This window comes from Microbacterium sp. C5A9 (assembly GCF_022627955.1).
In the GTDB taxonomy this organism is placed as follows: Bacteria; Actinomycetota; Actinomycetes; order Actinomycetales; family Microbacteriaceae; genus Microbacterium.
The window spans coordinates 190,010-210,541 of record NZ_JABXGD010000004.1 but is presented as its reverse complement, the minus strand read 5'-3'; the positions used below and the strand labels follow the sequence as shown (position 1 = coordinate 210,541).

General features: G+C 68.8%; 20 protein-coding genes. 11 read left to right on the top strand and 9 right to left on the bottom strand.

The window, feature by feature from the left end:
• Position 1 precedes the first annotated feature (1 nt).
• A complete protein-coding gene (locus HWD99_RS09625) occupies positions 2–985 on the top strand; it encodes a DnaJ C-terminal domain-containing protein (RefSeq protein ID WP_241796026.1) in 984 nt (327 codons plus the stop codon).
• 45 nt (positions 986–1,030) lie between these two features.
• Positions 1,031–1,462: a heat shock protein transcriptional repressor HspR gene (locus HWD99_RS09620; RefSeq protein WP_241796025.1), complete on the top strand. Its 432-nt coding sequence runs from the start codon at positions 1,031–1,033 to the stop codon at positions 1,460–1,462.
• A 79-nt stretch (positions 1,463–1,541) separates the two neighbouring features.
• On the opposite strand, the gene HWD99_RS09615 is transcribed toward HWD99_RS09620, so the two are convergent.
• Positions 1,542–1,943: an apolipoprotein A1/A4/E family protein gene (locus tag HWD99_RS09615; protein ID WP_241796024.1), complete on the bottom strand. Its 402-nt coding sequence runs from the start codon at positions 1,941–1,943 to the stop codon at positions 1,542–1,544.
• Positions 1,944–2,117: 174 nt separating this feature from the next.
• On the opposite strand from HWD99_RS09615, the gene HWD99_RS09610 reads away from it, so the two are divergent.
• Positions 2,118–3,551: an FAD-dependent oxidoreductase gene (locus HWD99_RS09610; protein WP_241796023.1), complete on the top strand. Its 1,434-nt coding sequence runs from the start codon at positions 2,118–2,120 to the stop codon at positions 3,549–3,551.
• Between the two features lie 7 nt (positions 3,552–3,558).
• On the opposite strand, the gene HWD99_RS09605 is transcribed toward HWD99_RS09610, so the two are convergent.
• Entirely contained in the window at positions 3,559–4,203 is a 645-nt protein-coding gene (locus tag HWD99_RS09605) for a Pr6Pr family membrane protein (protein ID WP_241796022.1), read from the bottom strand.
• Positions 4,204–4,418: 215 nt separating this feature from the next.
• Between HWD99_RS09605 and HWD99_RS09600 the strand changes: the two genes are divergently transcribed.
• A complete protein-coding gene (locus tag HWD99_RS09600; protein ID WP_241796021.1) occupies positions 4,419–4,859 on the top strand; it encodes a DoxX family protein in 441 nt (146 codons plus the stop codon).
• Here the strand turns inward: HWD99_RS09600 and HWD99_RS09595 are convergent.
• The 4 genes from HWD99_RS09595 to HWD99_RS09580 are packed head-to-tail and all read right to left on the bottom strand — an operon-like array spanning position 4,852 to position 8,695.
• On the bottom strand, positions 4,852–5,271 hold the full coding sequence (locus HWD99_RS09595; protein WP_241796020.1) for an ATP-binding protein: 420 nt from the start codon (positions 5,269–5,271) through the stop codon (positions 4,852–4,854). The two genes, HWD99_RS09600 and HWD99_RS09595, sit on opposite strands and share 8 nt — an antisense overlap.
• Positions 5,261–5,593, bottom strand: a complete 333-nt coding sequence (locus HWD99_RS09590; protein ID WP_241796019.1) for an STAS domain-containing protein — start codon at positions 5,591–5,593, stop codon at positions 5,261–5,263. The genes HWD99_RS09595 and HWD99_RS09590 overlap by 11 nt, the downstream gene beginning before the upstream one ends.
• A complete protein-coding gene (locus HWD99_RS09585) occupies positions 5,577–7,538 on the bottom strand; it encodes a glycosyltransferase family 2 protein (RefSeq protein ID WP_241796018.1) in 1,962 nt (653 codons plus the stop codon). The genes HWD99_RS09590 and HWD99_RS09585 overlap by 17 nt, the downstream gene beginning before the upstream one ends.
• The gene (locus HWD99_RS09580) at positions 7,535–8,695 is read right to left on the bottom strand and encodes a PP2C family protein-serine/threonine phosphatase (protein WP_241796017.1); all 1,161 of its coding nucleotides are present in this window, start codon (positions 8,693–8,695) and stop codon (positions 7,535–7,537) included. The genes HWD99_RS09585 and HWD99_RS09580 overlap by 4 nt, the downstream gene beginning before the upstream one ends.
• 194 nt (positions 8,696–8,889) lie before the next feature.
• On the opposite strand from HWD99_RS09580, the gene HWD99_RS09575 reads away from it, so the two are divergent.
• From HWD99_RS09575 to HWD99_RS09545, 7 genes are all read left to right on the top strand, one after another.
• On the top strand, positions 8,890–9,228 hold the full coding sequence (locus tag HWD99_RS09575; RefSeq protein WP_241796016.1) for a WXG100 family type VII secretion target: 339 nt from the start codon (positions 8,890–8,892) through the stop codon (positions 9,226–9,228).
• Entirely contained in the window at positions 9,228–9,509 is a 282-nt protein-coding gene (locus tag HWD99_RS09570; protein WP_241796015.1) for a WXG100 family type VII secretion target, read from the top strand. Before HWD99_RS09575 ends, HWD99_RS09570 begins: the two co-directional genes overlap by 1 nt.
• A gap of 4 nt (positions 9,510–9,513) precedes the next feature.
• The gene (locus tag HWD99_RS09565; RefSeq protein WP_241796014.1) at positions 9,514–10,926 is read left to right on the top strand and encodes a hypothetical protein; all 1,413 of its coding nucleotides are present in this window, start codon (positions 9,514–9,516) and stop codon (positions 10,924–10,926) included.
• A gap of 11 nt (positions 10,927–10,937) precedes the next feature.
• Positions 10,938–11,390 (top strand): hypothetical protein, encoded by a 453-nt coding sequence (locus HWD99_RS09560; RefSeq protein ID WP_241796013.1) that lies wholly within the window; start codon positions 10,938–10,940, stop codon positions 11,388–11,390.
• 551 nt (positions 11,391–11,941) lie between these two features.
• Positions 11,942–12,541 carry a hypothetical protein gene (locus tag HWD99_RS09555; RefSeq protein WP_241796012.1) on the top strand — a complete coding sequence of 200 codons (600 nt, stop codon included), beginning with the start codon at positions 11,942–11,944 and terminating at the stop codon, positions 12,539–12,541.
• A gap of 57 nt (positions 12,542–12,598) precedes the next feature.
• On the top strand, positions 12,599–14,296 hold the full coding sequence (locus HWD99_RS09550; RefSeq protein WP_241796011.1) for a long-chain-fatty-acid--CoA ligase: 1,698 nt from the start codon (positions 12,599–12,601) through the stop codon (positions 14,294–14,296).
• A gap of 149 nt (positions 14,297–14,445) precedes the next feature.
• A complete protein-coding gene (locus tag HWD99_RS09545) occupies positions 14,446–15,411 on the top strand; it encodes an endo-beta-N-acetylglucosaminidase H (protein WP_241796010.1) in 966 nt (321 codons plus the stop codon).
• A 19-nt stretch (positions 15,412–15,430) separates the two neighbouring features.
• Here HWD99_RS09545 and HWD99_RS09540 read toward each other — a convergent pair whose 3' ends face one another.
• The 3 genes from HWD99_RS09540 to HWD99_RS09530 are packed head-to-tail and all read right to left on the bottom strand — an operon-like array spanning position 15,431 to position 20,531.
• Positions 15,431–18,667 (bottom strand): GH92 family glycosyl hydrolase, encoded by a 3,237-nt coding sequence (locus HWD99_RS09540; RefSeq protein WP_241796009.1) that lies wholly within the window; start codon positions 18,665–18,667, stop codon positions 15,431–15,433.
• Positions 18,668–18,672: 5 nt separating this feature from the next.
• Positions 18,673–19,608 carry a carbohydrate ABC transporter permease gene (locus HWD99_RS09535; protein WP_241796008.1) on the bottom strand — a complete coding sequence of 312 codons (936 nt, stop codon included), beginning with the start codon at positions 19,606–19,608 and terminating at the stop codon, positions 18,673–18,675.
• A complete protein-coding gene (locus HWD99_RS09530; protein WP_241796007.1) occupies positions 19,605–20,531 on the bottom strand; it encodes a carbohydrate ABC transporter permease in 927 nt (308 codons plus the stop codon). Before HWD99_RS09530 ends, HWD99_RS09535 begins: the two co-directional genes overlap by 4 nt.
• Position 20,532: the final 1 nt, after the last annotated feature.

Sequence of the window (20,532 nt, the reverse complement as noted above, 5' to 3'; positions counted from 1 at the left end):
GATGGCTAGCCAGGACTGGTTCGACAAGGACTTCTACAAGACCCTCGGGGTCTCGAAAGACGTCAGCGACGCTGATCTCAAGAAGACGTACCGCAAGCTCGCCCGCAAGTATCACCCCGACTCCAATCAGGGTGATGAGAAGGCCGAGGCGAAGTTCAAGGAGATCAGCGAGGCCTACTCGGTGCTCTCCGACGCCGAACAGCGCAAGGAGTACGACGAGATCCGCGCCATGGGCTCGGGCGCACGCTTCACCGCGGGCGGCCAGTCCGGCGGCGGCTTCGAAGACGTCTTCAGCCGGTTCGGCCAGCAGGGGCGCGGGCAGTCCGCCGACTTCGAGGACATCTTCGCGATGTTCAACCAGGGGCAGGGCGGTTCGTTCGGCTCCGGCCGTTTCGGGCAGACCTCGGGCGGATTCCGTGGCTTCGGCGGGCCACAGAAGGGCGCCGACGTCACGGCCCGCACCACCCTCGACTTCGCCACCGCCGTGCAGGGTGAGACCATCACCCTGCAGGGGGAGGACGGCAAGCCGTTCAAGGTGAAGATCCCCGCCGGCGTCGCCGACGGCCAGAAGATCAGGCTCCGCGGACGCGGCCGCCCCTCGCCCGACGGCGGGGAGAACGGCGACGTCGTGGTGCAGATCGCGGTGCGACCGCATCCGGTCTTCACCCGCGATGGGCTCAATCTGCGCGTCGTCGTGCCGGTGACCTTCACCGAGGCCGCGCTCGGCGCGACCATCGAGGTCCCGACGCTCAGCGGTGACACGGTCAAGCTCCGTGTCGCACCGGGCACCCCGTCCGGACGCGTCCTGCGCGTCAAGGGACGCGGAGTCACCACCTCGAAGGGCACGGGAGACCTGCTCGCCGAGCTGCAGATCGCGGTGCCCGCGCACCTCGACGACGCCGCACGCGAGGCGCTGGAGAAGTTCCAGTCTCTCGAACCCGCAGAGAACCCGCGCGCCGACCTCATGGCGAAGGCGCGTCGGTGACGATGACCGAGACGACGACCGCGAACGCCGGAGGAGGAGGAAGACATGTCTGATCAGCACATGGACTCCGACACCCCGGTGTTCGCGATCGCCGTCGCGGCCCAGCTCGCGGGGATGCACCCGCAGACGCTGCGCCAGTACGACCGCATCGGCCTTGTCGTGCCCGGACGCACCTCGGGCGGCTCGCGCCGCTACTCGACGCGCAACATCGAGCAGCTCCGTGAGGTCGCCCAGCTCTCGTCCGAGGGGATGAGCCTCCCGGCCATCGCGCGGCTGCTCGACCTGGAAGACGAGAATCGGATGCTGCGGCGCCGTGTCGCCGAACTCGACGCCGCCCTGCGGGCCGAGCGCGAGAACCGGCCCGGAGTGCGCGTGTTCGCGGCCGGGTCCGCGGGGGTCATACCGATGACCGGCGGGCGGCGACTCCGCAGATCAGCCGAGGTCGTGCTCTGGCACCCCGGCGCCGGGCGGGACTGATCCCCTGAGAGAGAGAGCCGGCCCGCCCGGACCAGGGTATGCCTGCACTAGGGTCTGCCTGCGCTTGGGCCCGCCTGCGTTAGGGGGCCCCGAAGAACCGGTTCGCGATATCGGAGACCTCTTTGTCGAGGGTGTCGATGCGGCCGGTCAGCTTGGCGTCGAGTGCGTCGATCTGGCCGGTGAGGCGGTGGTCGAGCATCTCGATCTGACCGGTGAGGCGGTTGTCGAGCATTTCGATCTGACCGGAGAGCCTGTAGTCGAGGGCTTCGATCTTTCCGGTGAGGCGATGGTCGAGGGCCTCGATCTGACCGGTCACTCGTCCGTCGAGAGCCTCGATCTTGCCGGACAGTGTTCCCTCGAGACGGCCGACCTCTGCGCGAACCACCCTGCCGAAGTGCGTCGTCACGAGGGTGAAGCCACCCAGCAGAGCGGCGCCGAACACCCCTATCAACGTCCAGACCTGCGGCTCGCTCATCGTCATGACTCCATCCTGCGAACGTCGCGCCAGAATGGCAGTGTTGCGTCGTGCGGCGCAGAGCGGTCCTGCGCGATCTCGCCGTCCTGGGGACGGAGCGCAGGCGATCGACCTCGGTGCAGGAGGGGTCGCCGCACGCGCGCATCCCTCTGCGCGCGGTATCGTTGCGACACGATGAGGATGACGCGTCGCACACTGCTGATCGGCGCCGGAGCCGGCGTCCTGGGAGTCCTGCTGGCCTCCTGCACGCCCGAGCCGGTGCCCACGCCCACGCCCGACCGCTCGCCGACCCCGAAGCCCACCTCCGACAGCATCACGTCGGACGCCTTCGCCCGGAGCTCGTGGACGAACGACCCCTTCTCCCTCGGTGCGGCGAGCTTCACGCCCGTCGGCATCCAGGCCGCCGCGCGCGATGCGCTGGCCGAGCCCGTCGACGACCGGCTCTTCCTCGCCGGTGAGGCGACCGACGTCGAGGCCCCCGGCACGATGGCCGCCGCGATCCGCTCGGGCGAGCGTGCCGCCGAGCTGCTCCGTCGTGCCGCCGATGACGGCGAGCGAGTGGCGATCGTGGGTGCCGGGCTCGCGGGTGCCGCCGCAGCGGCACGTCTCGTCGCGGACGGTCTCGAGGTCACGGTCTTCGAGGCACGCGACCGGGTCGGCGGACGAGTCCATTCCGTCGTCGACGACGCGAACTGGCCGGTCCCCGCGCAGCTGGGCGGTTGGCTGCTCGGGGCATCCGACGGCGCGCTGCGCGAGAGCCTCGATGCGCTCGACGTCCGCACGGCGTCGATCGCCGGCGCGCTCTGGCGCTCCGCAGACGGCGACGTCGCGCCGGTGACGACCGAGCCGGTGCAGTCCGCCATCGCCACCGCGCAGGAGGGGCTGACCGACACCTCGCTCGACGAGGCGCTGACCGCGGCGGGTGCCGATCCGACGGAGCCGGGCCTCGCCGCACTCCTCGCCTCGATCGCCGCGTGGTCCGGGGCCGATGCCGCGGACGTCTCGACCTGGTTCCCCCCGAAGCTCCCGCCTGACGAGGCCACCGCGGTGCTCGGCGACCTCACGCCGGTGATCGAGGGGATGCTCGAGGGCGCGCGGCTGAGCCTGTCGTCTCCGGTGGGTCGGGTCGCCTACGACGAGGCCGGTGTCAGTCTGGGCATCGCCTCGGGGGAGTCCCTGTCGTTCGATCGCGTGCTGATCACCGTGCCGCTCGGCGTGCTGAAGAGCGAGGGGCTGCAGTTCGCGCCCGCCCTCCCGTTCAGCCATCGTGGAGCGATCGCCGAGCTCGGCATGGGGCGCATCGAGACCGTGTGGATGCGCTTCGACGAGCCGCTGTTCGCCGCGGCCCCCGCCCCGGATCCCGGCGCCGATGAGGGTGCCGATGCGGGCGCCGGAACGGATGCCGACGCGACACCCGCGCCGTCGATCTGGCACGTCGTCGACGGCGACGCGATGATCCGCACCTGGGTCGACCTCGCCCCCACCACCGGCGAGAACATCCTGATCGGGATCGTCGGAGGAGACGCGGCCGCGGAGTTCGCCGAACTCGACGATCAGAAGGCTCTGGCGGCGGCGATCGCCTCGCTCGCGCCGTTCCGCACGGCGACGGACTGAGTCCGCATCACACCTCGGGTCGCGACCGGCCCCGCCGCCGCATGCGACTCACGAGCACGATCACCGTGGCGACCAGCGCGAAGATGGCCAGCGCGATGCCGCTCGTGAGGAGGAACTCCATCGGGCCCGACACCTGTCGCGGGTCGAGGAAGTAGTAGGGGTACCAGCCCACGGACGGGCCGCGCCACAGGGTGACGCCACCCCAGGCCAGGGGAAAGGCGAGCGCCGTGGGCACGACCCACCAGGGGACTCCGCGGTGCCCGGGGGTCAGCACCCAGGCGAGGGCGGTGCACGCCGGAAGCCAGAAGTGCAGCACCTGGTCGGACCACGGCACATCGACGCGGATGCCGCGCAGGCCCGCCTGCCACACGATCAGGGCGAAGGCGAGACCTGCCGTGATCGTCCAGGTGAGGACGAGCGCCAGCGCGACCGTGAACCACCGCGGATCCGAGGCGCGGATGAAGGCGAGCACCGCCCCGATCAGCAGCACGACGACGAGCGCGCAGTTCGACTGCACGGTCAGGTAGGCGAAGAAGTTCTCGCCCGCGATCGTGCGCGAGCTCAGTCCCCAGAAGAGACGGTGCACGAGGGCGACGGTGCACACGGTGGCTGTGACCAGGCGCAGCACGCCGAACACCGATCGTGCCCTCACCGTCTACTCCGCCCCTTCCCTGTCGCGTCGATCGCGCCATCTCGGCCCTGCCGCGTGGACCGCGCCATTCGGCGAGTCTACGGAAGGCTGCCGATACGGGCTCCGAGGCGTCCCGCATTCAGGAGATGGAAAAGTGCCCTTCCTAGCGTGGGAGCAGGGATAGCCCCTGCTCCGCGCCTGGCGCGCGGTGTCCTGCCACGAAGGAACATCTCCTCATGACGAACACCACCGCCCCCTCTGCCGGCCCTTCGCTGGGACTCCTGGTCCTGCGCATCGTGGTCGGTGCGATCTTCGCCGCCCACGGGGCGCAGAAGATCTTCGAGTACACGATCGCCGGAACCGTCGGCAGCTTCGCGGGAATGGGGATCCCTCTGCCCGAGATCGCCGCCCCCGTCGTCGCGTTCGTCGAGCTCATCGGCGGCATCCTGTTGGTTCTCGGCCTCTTCACCCGCCCCGTCGGCATCCTGCTCGCGGTCGACATGATCGTCGCGCTCGTCGCCGTGCACCTCCCCGCCGGGCTCTGGGTGGGCGAAGGCGGCTACGAGTTCGTCGCCGTGCTCGGAGCGGGCGCGCTCGCGCTGGCCTTCACAGGTGCCGGGCGCTTCTCTCTCGACGGTGCCTTCCTGCGCGGTCGCGCGCCGGCCTGGCTCAGCTGAGCCGACGGCGCAGCACCCAGGTGTTGCCCGCGCTGCCGCCGCTGTGCTCGAATTCGTCGAGCGCGGCGGTGGCGATGGCCAGTCCGCGGCCGCTCTCGCTCTCGTGATCCGGCATCGACACGTTCTCCCAGTCGATGCTCGCGGGATGAGCCGTGTCGACGATGGTGGCGAGAAGCTCGTCCGGTGCTACCCGAAGGGCGACGTCGACACTGATCTCGGCATGCGCGAAGGCCTCCGCGTGCTGCACGATGTTCGTCGCCACCTCGCTGACCGCGAGGGTGAACAGGGTGCGGTCCTCGGATGCCACGTGAGCCGACTCCGCCCAGAGAGCATCGAGGGCGTCGAGCACCTCGTCGACGAAGGCCGGAGTGGCTGCTCCGATGACGCGCGCGGAGCCCGGCTCACTGCCCATCGAACGCCGATTCCGTCGTGGGATGATCGCGCAGGACGCGGTCGAGGTTGGTGAGGTGCAGCACGGTGCGCACGGCATCCGGCACGGCGGCGATGCGCAGGTCGCCGCCGGCGACCCTCGCGCTCTTCAACGCCCCCACCAGGGCTCCGAGGCCCGACGAGTCGACGAGCTGCACTGCCGCCATGTCGATGACGATCCGTGAATCTCCCGACCCGACGAGGTCTGTCACCGCCTTGCGCAGCAGCGGGGCGCCGGTCGCGGTGAGGCGCCCGGCGAGCGCGATCACGGCGTAGCCGTCGCGGATGTCAGTGCTGATGTCCATGGGACTCCTCCTCGAGGATTCGGGCCGGTCCGCGGTAACGGGCGGCGTGGATGATGACGCTGAGCACGAGCAGGTCGTAGAGCACCCACACGGTGTTGACGAGGGTTCCCGTGCCGTCGCCGGTGCCGACGATCACGCGGGTCACACCGATCACGAGCGCCACGGCGAGCACGATCATCGCCGTGAGCTGGGGCCAGATCTCGCGCCACGGCACACCTCGCGGGTCGCGTCCGTCCTTGCGGGTGACCGCGAACGACAGGTGGCGCCCGAACACGACGTTCGCGACGGCCGTCCAGCATGCGCGGATCCACACCGGGAAGAGGGCGAGCGAGTACTGCTGCCCTCGCCACGTTCTGATGCCCTTCGCGACGACGAGGAAGAGGAGCTGGTTGACCAGGAAGTACGGCAGGAAGCGGACGAAGAAGTCCACCGACCACGCGGTGACCGGCAGCACACCGAACACGAGGTAGACGACCGGGGCCGTGAGGTACACGACGGCGGCGAACCCCGACAGGTAGCTCCACATCGTTGCGAAGTACATCAGCCGCTGGCCGATCGACAGGCCGCGCTTGACGAGCGGGTTGTCGCGCAGCATCACCTGCAGGGTGCCCTGGGCCCAGCGCAGGCGCTGGGTCAGCATCGTCCGCAGGTCTTCGGGAGCGAGTCCCTTGGCGAGGATCTCGTGATGGAAGACGCTGCGCCAGCCGAGCGAGTGCAGCTGCATGGCGGTGGCCATGTCCTCCGTCACCGAGATGGTCGCGAGCGGCAGGATGGGCTGCGCCTCGTCGCCGCGGTCGAGTCGCAGCGCGTCGAGCAGAGCCTTGACGGCATCGATCGCAGTGATGGGCGAGAGGTCGGATGCCGCGAGCGCGGCGAGCCCCGCCTCGTCGACGACGATCGCGTCGAGCTCGGCATCGTGCTGGATCGGCAGGGCCCCGAGCTCGGCGAGATCGGCGCGGATGCCGGCCAGATCCTTCGCGACGAGGATGACCGACGCGTTGTCGACGGCGGTGCGCACCGCGGCCGCGACGTCGGCCACCGGAGAGCCGGATGCGAGGTCGCGGCGACCCGTGCGGATCGCGACCTCGATGGCGAACAGTTCGCGGCGCAGATCGGGGTCGGACGCCGTGCGCAGCTCCGCGCCGATCAGCTCTTCGGAGGCGCGGAGCGCGCGGGCCGCACTGTCGGTGACCTCGCGCACGTAGCCGATGATGCCCAGCTGCATGAGCGCCTCACGCCGGAGCACGGCGTTCGAGCCGCAGAAGAACGCGGCGTTCCAGCCGTCCTTGCCCTGCTGGATCGGACCGTAGAAGAGGGGCGCCTGCGCGCCGAGCGGATCGGCCTCGTCGACGTTCATGAACCACTGCGGTGTCTGCACGACGGCGACCTCGGGGTCGTCGGCGAAGTAGCCGAGGGTGCGGTGCAGGATCAGCGGATCGGGGATCTGGTCGGCATCGAGGATCAGCAGGAACTCGCCGTCGGTCTCGAACAGCGCGCTGTTGAGGTTGCCGGCCTTCGCGTGGCGGGGCTTGCCGACCCAGTCGTCCGAGCGCGTGAGGTACCCGACACCGGCGTCGCGGGCCGCCTGCGCGAGCTCGGGGCGGGAGCCGTCGTCGAGGACCCAGGTCGTGTGCGGATAGGCGATCTGTCTGGCTGCTCGGGCCGTCGTCATCACGAGCTCGATCGGCTCGTCGTAGGTCGTGACGAAGACGTCGACCGTGCCCTGCGGCGGCGACACCGGTGCGGGCCGCTCCTTCGCCTTCCACATGGTGAGGCAGAACAGGAAGGTGTCGATGAGGCTGTAGGTCTCGGCGATCACCAGGGGAACCGCGATCCACCAGGCGGACCAGTTCACCGATTCCAGCCAGCGCCAGGTGACGTAGTTGATGCCGAGCAGCACCGACAGCAGGGCGATGATGCGGATGGCGGCGAAGCGCGCGGTCATGCGTCCCGCCGCACGACGACGACGGTGACGTCGTCGGTGGCCGTCTCGCCCGCGGCCAGGCGCAGGGCCTCGCTGATCGCCCCGTCGGGGCCGAGCGTCGTCAGCACGCGGTACACGTGGGCGTAGGGGTCGTCGGGGTCGAGCACGTCGAGGAGCCCGTCGCTGCAGCAGACGAACGCGTCACCGGGACCGAGCACCGTCGTCCTCGGTTCGCGCACCTCGGCGGTCGGCAGCCCCAGGCTCATCCCGAGCGGCAGGCTCGTGGAGCGCAGGTGCTCCCACGCACCGTCGGCGCGCAGGATGAAGGCGAGGCTGTGGCCCGCGTCGATGACCTGCAGTTCACCGCTCTCGGGATCGAGCTCGGCGTGCACGGCCGTCACGAACATCGACGTGTCGGCGAAGTCCTCCTCGAGCAGGCGGTCCGCTTCGGCGATCGCCTGTGAGATCGTGCGCTCCGGGGCGGTGCGCAACGAGGCCCGCACGCTGGCGGCGATCAGGGCGGGTCCCGTGCCCTTGCCCATGGCATCCGCCAGGGTGATGCGCAGCGCGCGCCCCTGCAGGCTCAGGTCGTAGAAGTCGCCGGCCAGTCGACCGCGCGATGCGGCACCCCCCGCGATCGTGTACCCCGGCAGGGTCGGGTGGGTGTGCGGGCGCAGCGCACTCTGGATCACGGCCGCGTGGTCGAGCTCGGCGTCGTTCGCGAGCTCGGTCTGCACCCAGAACGCGAGGTCTCGCAGCAGGTCGCGCTGCTCGTCGGTGAACTCGTGGGGCTCGGTGTCGAGTACGCAGAGGGTGCCCACCGGCTCGCCGCCCGGTGCGTGCAGCGGGTGGCCCGCGTAGAACCGCAGGTGTGGATCGCCGATCACGAACGGGTTGTCGGCGAAGTGCTCGGTGTCTGCGGCATCCTCGATGATCACCGTGCGGTCCTGTCGCACCGTGTAGTCGCAGAAGGAATCCTGCCGCGGCGCCTCGGACCCGCCGAGCCCGATCTCCGTCTTGCGCCACTGCCGATCGCGGTCGATGAGCGAGACGCTCACCATGGGGACGCCGAACATCTCCTTGGCCAGCCGTGCGATGCGGTCCACCCGCTCGTCGCGAGGCGTGTCGAGGATCTTCATCTCGTCGAGTGCTCGCTGCCTCGTGAGTTCGTCGATCATGGGGCTCCCCTCCCGCGGTCCTGCTGTCATCCTCCCATCGCGGAGGGGCCGGCGGGGGCGGATCCATGGTGTTTCGGACCGAACCGATATATCGCTGGCGGCCCGGTTCGGAGGGGCTGGGCCCAGATCCAAGACACCGGAATGGAGCACATACCGTCGTCGTATGACGACGGTATGACTGCTATCGTCGCCACATGATCATCCGGGGGGATTTCGGGGCGCTCGATAGCGAGGCGGGGCGGCTCGACGACGTCGCCGACCGCATCGACGGGCGCCTGGTGGCTGCGCGGCACGACATCGACGACTTCCTCGCGTGCGGGTGGACGGGGCCTGCCGCCACGCAGTTCCGCGCGGCGTTCGACCGGTGGCTCGACGTGGCGACCGGCGGTGCGGCCGAGCTGCACGACCGAGTCGAGGCGATCAGGGAAGCGACCCGAGACCTCGTCGCGTCCGAGCAGGCGAACGCGCAGGTGTCGGACTCGGCGTCGCCGGGGGTCAGCGATGCGCTCTCCCGGCTGATGGGGGCTCGCTGATGTTCGCCTTCCACGTCGCACGCGCCGAGCAGATGCTCGACGACATGCTGCGCACCAGCACCGCCCTCGTCGACGCCCTCGACGATGCCGACGCCGCGGCCGCCAGGGTGGGCATCGCCTGGGCGGGTGAGACGGCGGATGCCCACCGGGGCGCGCACGAGCGCTGGCGCGGCGACGCGCGACGCATGGCCCGGGCCCTCGACGAGATGCGCGGGGCGCTGCAGGGCGCGTACGCGAACTACTCGGCTGCGGCATCCGTGAACCTCGCAATGTGGGGGTGAGTGCATGCTGATCTGCGTCGATCCCACGGCCTACGCTTCGGCGGCTGAGACGTTCGGAGACCACCTGGCGAGCGACGTGCGCCGGGTGGCTGAGAGGCTCACCGGGGCGCTCTCGGGCATGGGAGCGGTCGCCGGTCACGACCCGGCAGGCGCGGCCTGGGCGGAATCGTACGATGCCGTCGCGCCCCAGACGGTGCAGGCGATCGACCAGCTCAGTCGCGCGAGCGTGAACGTCGGCGCGCTGCTTCAGCAGGCGGGCTTCAACCACGCCAGGGCCGAGGCGTACTCCGACGTCACGGGTGGCGGTGAGCTTCCGCCCGAGACTCTGTCATTCGTATCCGGCGCGCCGATGTCGGTCGGTCTGCCGAGCGCCGAGGGTGGTGCGATCGCGGATCCGCCCGCCGGATGGGAGTGGCTGCAGGACGTCTGCGGGCTCATCTGGCCCGACGGCGACCCCGGCCGGCTGCGCGAGATGGGCGCGGTGTGGACGCGCGCCGCCGACGAGCTCGATGCGGGATGGATGCTCGTCTCGCAGGGCATCACGGCGCTCGACGAGCAGGATTCGCCCGAGATCGAGAGCGCGCGCGGCGTGTGCCGTCTGCTCGGCGAGACCCTGAGCGAGCTGGCGGCTCAGTGCCGCGCGATCGGGACCGCCTGCGACGACCTCGCCGGCCATATCGAGTCGGCGCGCTCCGAGTTGATCACCGAGGTCAACCTCATGCTCGCCTCGATCATCGCGATCGAGGTCGCGGCGGGTCTTGCCGCCGCGGCGACCGCGGGCATCGCAGGGGTGGCGATGCAGGGTGCTGCCTACGGTGCTGTGCTCACCGCGGGCGCGCGTATGTCGTTGATCATCTCGCGGCTGCTGAACATGGCGACGCTGACCGGCTCATCGCTCGTGTGGAAGAGCGCGGATGCGGTGGGCGACAACCTGCGCAAGATCCTGACGCTGACGCCGCGGGCAGCTGAGGTCACGCCGGTCGCCGGCACGCTCAAGGCGCTCGACGACCTCGCGAACAGGCTGTCGAACTCGGCCTGGCCCCTGCCTCCGTCGCCCCGCGGATTCGCGATCGAGACGCGTCTCGGTGGCAACCTGCCGCCGGGGTTCCCGACGATCGACAAGTTCGATTGGCAGCACGGCATCGCCACGAGCATCAAGACGGTGGATCTCGCGGCCAAGAGCTATCAGAATGCATCCCGCTTGAAGAGTCTGCTGAAGCGATACGTCGACAAGATGGCTGCCTTCGTTGGTGACAAGCGCGCGAAAGTCGAGGTTGCGGAGGCGCAGATCACGGAACGGGTGCTTTACGTTGTCGTGCCGCGAGGCGCGACTGCAGAGCAGAAAGCGGCTATTGACGAGGTTATGAACTATGCCGAGCAGCAAGGAGTCAAGTTGGACGTAGAGGTTATGAGATGAGAGATCACTCGGTGAGTGTCGAACTGCAACGGGACGGTCGTGTCTTCATTCAGCCGTACTCGAAGACCTGGGAGGGAGCGAGTATCGGGGACGGGCTGCCGTCAGTCATCGCGAGTATGACCGACGCGCAGGTTCTGGGCTCGTCGATCGTGGCGGCGCTCCATGCCTCCAACCGGAGGCCGCTTCCGAATCGCAATCTCCGCGTTGATCCGCCCGATCGCGAGTTTCTCGAGTGGCTCGGGCTGCGCACATATGGGCAGTACATGAAAGGTGTGCGCACGTTGAGTGTGCGGGCGGCGTACGACAACGATGACATCGCTGAGGTCATGATCACGCCCGAGCGTAATGGCGGGCCTCGCGGCGGATTCACGCCCCTGTCCGACGAGCGCCGCACGGTGATGTTCGAGAGCCCCGAGCAGCTCGGCCGCGCCGTGCAAGAGGCGATGAAGAGGGCGACGGCGTGACTCCGACGGGAGTGACGGTGGGCGCATTGGCGAGGGAGGTGATGCGGTGATGCTCCGGATCGCGAGCGTCGCTCTGGTCCCCGACGGACGGGTGCTCCTTCAGCCGTTCTCCGCTACGACTGGCGGGCCCGTGGTGTACGACGGCCTGCCGTTGGTGCTTCCTTCGATGTCGAGTGAGCGTGAGCTGGGACGCGCAGCAGTAGCTGCGCTCACGGCGTCGAATCGGCGCATGCTTCCGGCTCGGGATCTCCGTCGAGATCCAGCCGATCGTGAGTTCCTCGACTGGTACGGGGCCGCCACCTATGGCGAGTATTCGAGGGGCGTGCGTTCGGTCGGGCTTTCGGCGTCGTTTGTCGATGTCATTGACCAGGTGCGCATTCGTCCTAACCGCAATTTGGGTCCGCGCGGTGGCTTTGAGGGAATCGCGAACGAACAGAGAGTCGTAGAGTTCACTGATCCTGAGCATCTCGGTCTCGAGATTCAGGATGCCATGACGAAGGCGACGCCCGGTCGCGGTTCGGGGTTCAGATGGACGCGGAGCTAGTCGCATAGTGTCTGTCGACCGTTTCGCTGATGGGTGTGTTCTCGTGCAGCCGTTTGCGGGCGCATCGGAAGGCTTCGATAGCGCTGACGATCTTCTCCACGTGCTTGATGAGCTGGTCATGTACGCACAGGAAAGAGGTCGTCCGTTGAAGAAGCGCAACGTGAATGTGATGTTGTACCGAGATAGACGCGTTTTCCTTTTTGTCTACTCAGACTGTGTAAACGGGCCGAGCGTATCGCTCGGACTGCCAAAGGTGGTTGCTGCTTTGACAGACGCTGATGCGCTCGGATCGGCGATCTTGCAGGGACTCCGGGAATCCAACGCGACCGTTCATCCCGCACGCGATTGGCGCGCCGACCCGCCCGATCGAGAATTCCTGGAGTGGTTGGGGCTGGCGACTTACAGACAGTACCAACGAGGAGTGCGCAGCGTTGACGTGAGTGCCGCTTTCGACCACGAACCTCAAGAGATCGAGGTCGTGCCGGAACGCAACGAGCGGCGGGGAGGTTTCACGCCGATCTCCCAATGGCGTCGCATGCTCACCTTCGAGAGTCCTGAGCAGTTGGGCCGCGCGGTGCAAGAGGCGATGAAGAAGGCGATTGCGTGAGGGTGCCGGCCGCGAAACCCCGATGACCGGCACAGGTGACCGGGGCAGGATGGAGCCATGCCCGATTCCCCTTACGCTTCTCGGCCCTGGCTCGACTCGTACGCCGACGGCGTGCCTGCCGAGATCGATGCCCCGACGCAGACCTTGCCCGAGATGATGTCGGCGAGCACCGCGACGTTCGGCCGTCGGCCGGCTCTCGAGTTCTTCGGTGCCGTGACCACCTACCGCGAGCTGGGCGATCAGATCCTGCGTGCCGCAGAGGGGCTCCGGCGTCTCGGGGTGCACAAGGGCGACCGGGTGGCGCTGGTGCTGCCCAACTGCCCGCAGCACGTCGTGGCCTTCTACGCCGCGCTCCGTCTCGGCGCCATCGTCGTCGAGCACAATCCGCTCTACACGGCGAGGGAGCTGCGGCATCAGTTCGAGGATCACGGTGCCAAGGTCGCGATCGTCTGGGACAAGACGGTCGACACGATCGCGGACTTCCCCTCCGACCTGCGGGTCGAGCACATCGTGAGCGTCGACCTCACTGAGGCGATGCCCGCCTCGCAGCGCCTGCTTCTGCGGCTGCCGGTACCCAAAGCGCGGGCCGCGCGGGCGAAGCTGAGGGGCACGCCCACGACGCGGCGAGCGCTGGCCTGGAAGAAGCTCGTCGACCATCGTGCTCTCTCACGCAAGGTCGTCGGCCCCGAACTCGGCGACACCGCGCTGCTGCAGTACACGAGCGGAACCACGGGCACGCCGAAGGGTGCGATCCTCACGCACGCGAACCTTCGCGCGAACGCGATGCAGGGGAGGGCGTGGGTGCCGGGCCTGGTCGACGGTGAGGAGACGTTCTACGGTGTCCTGCCGCTGTTCCACGCCTACGGCATGACCCTGTGTCTCACCTTCGCGATGAGCATCGGGGCGAAGCTGGTGCTGTTCCCCACGTTCGACCTCGGTCTCGTCACGAAGGCCGCCCGCACGAGTCCGCCGTCGTTTCTCCCCGCGGTCCCGCCCATCTACGACCAGCTCGCTCGAGCGGCGTCGCGCGGGACCATCGACCTCTCGACGGTCCGCTTCGCGATCTCCGGGGCGATGAGCCTTCCGGTGGCGACGGTGCAGCGATGGGAGGAGGCGACGGGGGGCCTGCTCGTCGAGGGATACGGCATGACCGAAAGCTCGCCCGTCGCGCTGGGCAATCCGATGGGCAGAAGCAGGCGCCCCGGCACTGTGGGGGTGCCCTTCCCGAGCACCGAGATTCGCGTCGTCGATCCGTCGGACGCCGATGTCGACCTGCCCGTCGGAGAACGCGGCGAGCTGCTCGTCCGCGGCCCGCAGGTCTTCCAGGGGTACTGGCGGCGACCCGGTGACACTGCCGACGCCCTGCTCTCGGACGGGTGGCTGCGCACAGGTGACATCGCCGAAGTCTCGGCCGACGGCTTCGTCACCATCGTCGACCGCCTGAAGGAGCTCATCATCACCGGCGGGTTCAACGTGTCGCCGAGTGAGGTGGAGGATGCCCTGCACGCGCACCCCGATGTGGTCGCGGCCGCGGTCGTCGGCCTTCCGCGGGCGAGCGGGGGCGAGGAGATCGCCGCCGCGATCGTGCTCCGAGAGGGCGCACAACTCGACGTCGGCGCGCTCCGTGACTTCTGCCGTACGCGGCTCACGCCCTACAAGGTTCCGAAGCGCATCACCGTCGTCGACGAGCTGCCGCGTTCCCTGATCGGCAAGGTGCTGCGCCGTCAGGTGAGGGATCGGATGCTGGCCGACTGACCTGGCCGTCACGGTCATCCGTTCGCTGCCGTTCACCACTCGCGTCGTCTCGGTCATCCTTCCGCCCGCCGTGCTTAAGCGCTATAGTCGGCCGCGGGTCGCGATGGCGCGACCAGATTCGACAACGACGCCGAAGGAGACGATCGGTCATGAATCAGAACGTCAGCAAGAATCGCCTGCGACGAAGCATCGCAGGACTCGGAGTCCTCGCCACCGCGGCGGCGGGCATCTTCACCGGGGTGGCAGGCGCTGCCGCGGAGGACACCGAGCCCGCAGACCCGAAGCTCGCCGTCTATGTCGAGGTGAACTCGAACGATTTAGCCAATGTCGCCGACTATACGCTCGCGGAGTCCGGCGAAGCCGCGATCGACATGGCCATGATCTTCGCCGCCAACATCAACTACGACGGCGAGAAGGCGTATCTGCACTTCAACGAGCGCGTCACCGAGACGCTCGACAATGCCGACACGCAGATCCGGCCGGTGCAGGAGAACGGCACGAAGGTGCTGCTCTCGGTGCTCGGCAACCATCAGGGTGCCGGCTTCGCGAACTTCACCTCGTATGCGCAGGCGGATGCGTTCGCCGCTCAGCTCGCCGACGCCGTGACGACCTATGGCCTCGACGGCATCGATTTCGACGACGAGTGGACGAACTACGGCGCGAATGGCACGCCGCAGCCCAACGCCGAATCGTTCGGATGGTTGGCCACGGCGCTGCGCGATCGTCTCGGCCCCGACAAGATCATCAGCCTGTATGCGATCGGGCCGAGCTACACGACCACCGACTTCACGCTGTTCGACGCCGAGGGCGTGCTCGACTTCGCGTGGAACCCGTACTACCCGACCTACGACGCCCCGACCGTGCCAGGGCTCGACGACCGCACTCGGCGCGGGGCTGCCGCGATCGACCTCTCCCAGACGAGCGCCGCGACGGCGGCCGACTTCGCGACGCGCACCGTCGCCGACGGGTACGGCGTGTACGTCGCCTACAACCTCACGGCGACCGACCAGTCGGCGTATCTCTCGGGCATCACCGAAGCGCTCAGGGGAGAGGCGACCGAGTACCGGGCGGCTCCCCGCGACACGACACCACCGGCCGTCACCCGAGGTAAGTGATCTCCCGAGAGGGCAGTGATCACCCGAGGTCGAAGACCTCGATCTGACGGATCGTGACCCCGGCCTCCGCTCGCACGCGGATCGCCGGGGTCACGACCCGTGACGCCAGCTCGAACGGGGTGGTGCGATCTGCCGGAAGCCCTGCGTCGTGCGTGGTCGGTGCCGCGGCCCAGTTCCCGTCCTCGTCGAGGACCTCCCACTGCAGGAACGACGACGAGGCCGCGGCCACCATCGTCACGGTGAGGTCGCTGAGGACGCGAGGCTCAGCGAAGCGGCATCCGGCCCATTCGCCGGCAGCCAGGACGACGCCGGTCGAACCGCTCGGATCTCCGTCATCGAAGAGGCGCCCGGCATCGACGACGGATGCCGACGCGATCACGCCCGCTGCGTCGGCCGTCAGATCGCGGCACCAGGCGGCGACGTCTGCCGGTGCGTGTTCGCCCGGCTCCAGAGCAGCCGACGGGTCGGTGCCGAAGATCAGCTCCAGTTCGGCGTCGCCGACGATCCCATCGATCGGCAGCTCGGCCCGCGCGAGATCGACCCCGTCGAGGCGAGCGCTTTGCAGCACGTGGGCCGACGGCCCGCTGCGGTGAGAGCGGATGTGCAGCGAGGAGCCGTCTGCGCGATCCACGCGGATGTCGTCGATCAGCGGTGACCCGATCCGCAGCACTCCCGATGCGAGCTCGAGCGGGTAGAGCCCGAGGGCCGCCCACAGCCACCAGGCGCTCATCTCGCCGTTGTCCTCGTCGCCGGGGAAGCCCTGGCCGATGTGCGCTCCCGCGAACAGGCGGCCCGCCAGCTCATTGACGATCGCCGCCGAGCGCCATGGCCGCTCGCTGAACGCGTACATGAACGGGATGTGGTGGGCGGGCTGATTCGAGATCGCGCACATGCCCGAGCGCAGCGCCCGCGCCTCCCGCTGCTCATGGATCACCGTGCCGTATGCCCCGCCGAATCGCTCGTCGGCGGTCTCGGGCTCCGCGAACAGCGCGTCGAGATGCTGACCGAAGGCGTCGCGGCCACCATGCAGCGCCGCGAGTCCTGCTCCGTCGTGCACGGCGCCGACCGACATGCCCCACGCGTTCGTCTCGACGTTGTCGCCGCCCCAGATGCGCGGATCGAAGCCAGGGGCGAACCCTCCGTCGACATCCTTGCCGCGAAGGAAGCCGGAGTCCGCATCGAACAGCGTGCGGTACGACAGCGCCCGATTCGCGAAGTAGCGGGCGAACGAGCGGTAACGGGCGGCATCCTGCGCAGAGTCAACGTCGGCGGCGAGTTGCGCGGCGAACCGCGCCAGTGCGGCATCGCTCACGGCGTTCTCGATGGTCCAGCTCATGCCCTCCGGCACGTCGGACGAGATGAATCCGGTGAACCGCCCGCGAGCGATGCCCTTGCGTCCGCGCAGCGCGTCGGGTCCCGGTTCGCAGGCATTGCGCCAGCCGCTCTCGAACGCCTCCGTGCGGTCGAACTCCACGCCCCACCGGGCGGCGTCGGCGAAGATCTGGTCGCTCGACGTTCCCACCATGCTGTCGACGTATCCCGGAGCGCTCCATCGCGCCATCCAGCCGCCGCGGCGGTACTGCGCGAGCTGCCCGTCGAGCAGCCTGCCGGTGAGCGCCGGGTCGAGCAGCGCGAGCGCCGGCCATTCGGTGCGATAGGTGTCCCAGTATCCGTTGTTCACCACGAGCTCGCCGTCGACGATCGGGGCGCTGGTGGCGCGTTCGCCGAACGCCTCGCGCGGCGCGAACACGTCGGCGAAGCGGACGGCGGGCGCATCCGTGGTCCCTGCGTTCTCCGCCGCAGTGCTCGGATAGAGGTGCATCCGGTACAGGGCCGCGGCGATCCGGTCCCGGTTCTCCTCGTCCGCCAGTCGGCGGAACGGCGCCTCCGCAGCGGGGAGGGGCGGGATGGTCACGCGCCCCAGCACACGGTTCCAGGATGCTGCGGACGCCGCTCGCAGCTCTTCGTAGGTCACCGCTGCCGGTGCTTCGAGCGCGAGGCTGCGTCTGGCCTGATCGACCGACAGGAACGACACCGCCACCCGCACCTCGAGCGAGCCTCGTCCGCCGACGTAGCCGGCGACGCGGGTCCGTCCGTCGTCGTCGAGCGCCCCGCGCGGGCCCGACGCTCCGTCGCCTTCGCCCCGCAGCACGACGCCGGCGAAGTAGCAGCGCGGAGCATTGCCCCAGTCCTCGGGGCCCTCGGGCGTCCAGCCCTCGAAGCCGCCGGCATCCGTCCAGATGAGTCGGCCCTCGTCGGTCGGCTGATCGATCACGAATCCGACGGTGGTGTCGGGGTCGGCGCCGTGCACGCGGAACGCGGCGGCGTGCGAGGTCGCGGTCATCTCTGCGCGCAATCCACCGAGGTCGACCGAGTACTCGTGCGGGCGGGCGCGCTCGGACCCGGGGGTGATCCAGCGTCGGCGCTCGGCATGGCCAGACATCGGGCGCCCGTCGAACGGCATGAGCTGCAGCACGGAGCGGTCGCCGATCCACGGGCTCGGCTGATGCGAGAACTGCAGCGCCTCGAGTCGCCGCCCTGGCGGATCGTCATGGATGCTGGGGCGGTACGGCCAGCGGGTGTCTGAGGCATCGGTGGCCGGTGTGACGAACGTGAAACCGTGCGGCACGGCGACCGCGGGGATCGTGTTGCCGCGTGAGAAGCGTGGCCCTGAGTGAGTGCCTCGACGGGTGTCGACGCGTTCGACCGGAGAAACCTCGTCCACAACGGCTGGCGCCGGCATCTCCTCCACGGCGCACTGCACGAAGCCGGTGACGCGCGACGGGAGGTGTGGCTCGGAGGCCAGCGAGGCGGTGCCGACGACGAGCTCGATGGTGACAGCGGTGTGCGGCTCCGAACCATCGAGCATCATCGGCGCCAGCGACACGGTGTCGGCGTTCCACTGCTCGGGCAGGCTCCAGCGCGCCGCGAACTGGGCATCCGCAGTGAGGGCGAAGTCGTAGCGGTCCCGCACGGCGGCGATCTCGCCGAGCCTCGACCCGTCGTCTGCCCGCACATCGACCGTCACCGCGAGCGCCGCATGCGGGGCGAGAGTCGCGTCGATGCCGTCGGCGTAGAACGCCCAGTGCAGCACGGTCTGCGAGGTGATGTCGATGCCGGTGAGCCCCGGCACGTCGATGCGCTGCTCACCCGCCGAGGGGTCGAAGGAGAAGGCGAAGACGGGCGCCGCGAGCACGCCCGCACGGGGGCGCGACGACGGCGGATCGGCCGGGCCGTCCGCAGGCGCGAGATGCACGGCGCTCACCCCTTGATCGCGCCCTCCTGCACGCCCCGGAAGAAGAAGCGCTGCGTGAACGAGAACATGATGACGATCGGCACGAGCGCGATCATGGTTCCGGCCGCGATCAGGCGGGGGTCGACCGAGAAGCTGCTGTTCAGGTACGCCATGCCGACGGTCAGCGTGTACTTCGACGGATCGGAGAGCACGATGAGCGGCCACAGATAGTCGTCCCACGCGCCGATGAAGGCGAAGATCGCGACCACCGACACCATGCCGCGGATGTTGGGCCACACGATGTGACGGATGCGCTGCCACGTCGTGGCCCCGTCGACCGTCGCGGCGTCGAGCACATCCTTCGGGATCATGCGACAGGCCGTGGCGACGAGCAGCACGTTCATGGCGCTGATGGCGCCGGGAAGGAACACGCCCCACAGGGTGTCGGCGAGACCGAGCGCGCGGATCGTGAGGAAGTTGCTCGTCACGGTCACCTCGCCGGGGAAGAGCAGGGTCGAGAGCAGGATCGCCATCACGATCCACTTGCCGCGGAAGCGCATGCATCCGAGGGCGTAGCCGGCGAACGTCGCGAGCACCACGTTGCTGACGACCGTGCCCACCGAGACGAGCAGGGAGTGCCAGGCGTAGAGATAGACGGGCACGATCTCGGCGACCGTGACGTAGTTCTGCAGTGTCGGCTCGCGCGGGATCAGGTTCGGGGGGAACGAGTAGATGTTCTCCTGCGGACCCTTGAACGAGGTCGAGAGCTGCCACAGGAACGGGCCGATGACGAGTACGAGCACCAGCAGCAGCAGTGCGTATCGACCGATCAGGCCGCCGAGCGTGGGCGTGCTGAAGTCGCCGGAGCCCCGGCGGCGGAAGATGCGCTCGCGAGAGGGCTGATCCGCCCGCCCCTCGGGGCGGACGTCGTCGGCGACCCGGGGTGGAGTGAGGATGCTCATGCGGAGACCTTCGCCTTCTTCTCACGATTCATGAACGCGATCGCGGCCAGCGGCACCAGGGTCAGCACGAACAGCGCGACGCTGATGGCGGAGGCGTAGCCGATGTTGCCGTTGAGACCGGAGCCGACCTGGCGGATCAGCATGACGAGCGACATGTCGTACCCGCCCGGTCCGCCGGTGCCTTTCGACAGCACGTCGAGCTCGGCGAACACCCTCATCGCCGAGACGGCGATGAGGACCGCGATGAGCAGCATCGCCCCGCGCACCGAGGGGATCGTCACCGACAGGAAGCGTCGGAAGGATCCGGCGCCGTCGAGCATCGCCGCCTCATGCAGCTCCTTGCCCACGTTCCCGAGGGCGGCGAGGTACACGACCATGTAGTAGCCGAGCCCCTTCCACACCGTCAGGAGGATCGCGCAGCCGAGCAGAAGCCAGCGGTCGACGAGGAACGCCATCGGCTTGTCGACGACGCCGAGGAACTCGAGGGTCTGGTTGATGATGCCGCGGCTGTCGAACAGCCAGGTCCAGATGAGGGCGACCACGACGACCGACGCGATGACCGGGAAGTAGAACGTGGTGCGGAAGAACGCGATGCCGGGGAGCTTCTTCTGCACGAGCAGCGCCAGAAGCAGCGGAAGGATCGTGAGCAGCGGCACGCACACCACGACGTAGATGATGCAGGTCGTGAGGGCGTTCCAGAACATCTCGTCGCCGAACATGCGCTCGTAGTTCGCCCCGCCGACGAACCCGGGAGTCCGCAGGGGGCGCGCATCGGTGAAGCTCAGGAAGACGGTGTTGAGGAACGGCCAGAGAGCGAACACCAGCACCCAGATGACGGCAGGGCCGAGCAGGAGCCACGGCGTGAACCACTTGTGCGATCGCATGGTCGTCCTCCGACTCCGGATGCCGGTGTCCGCGCTCATG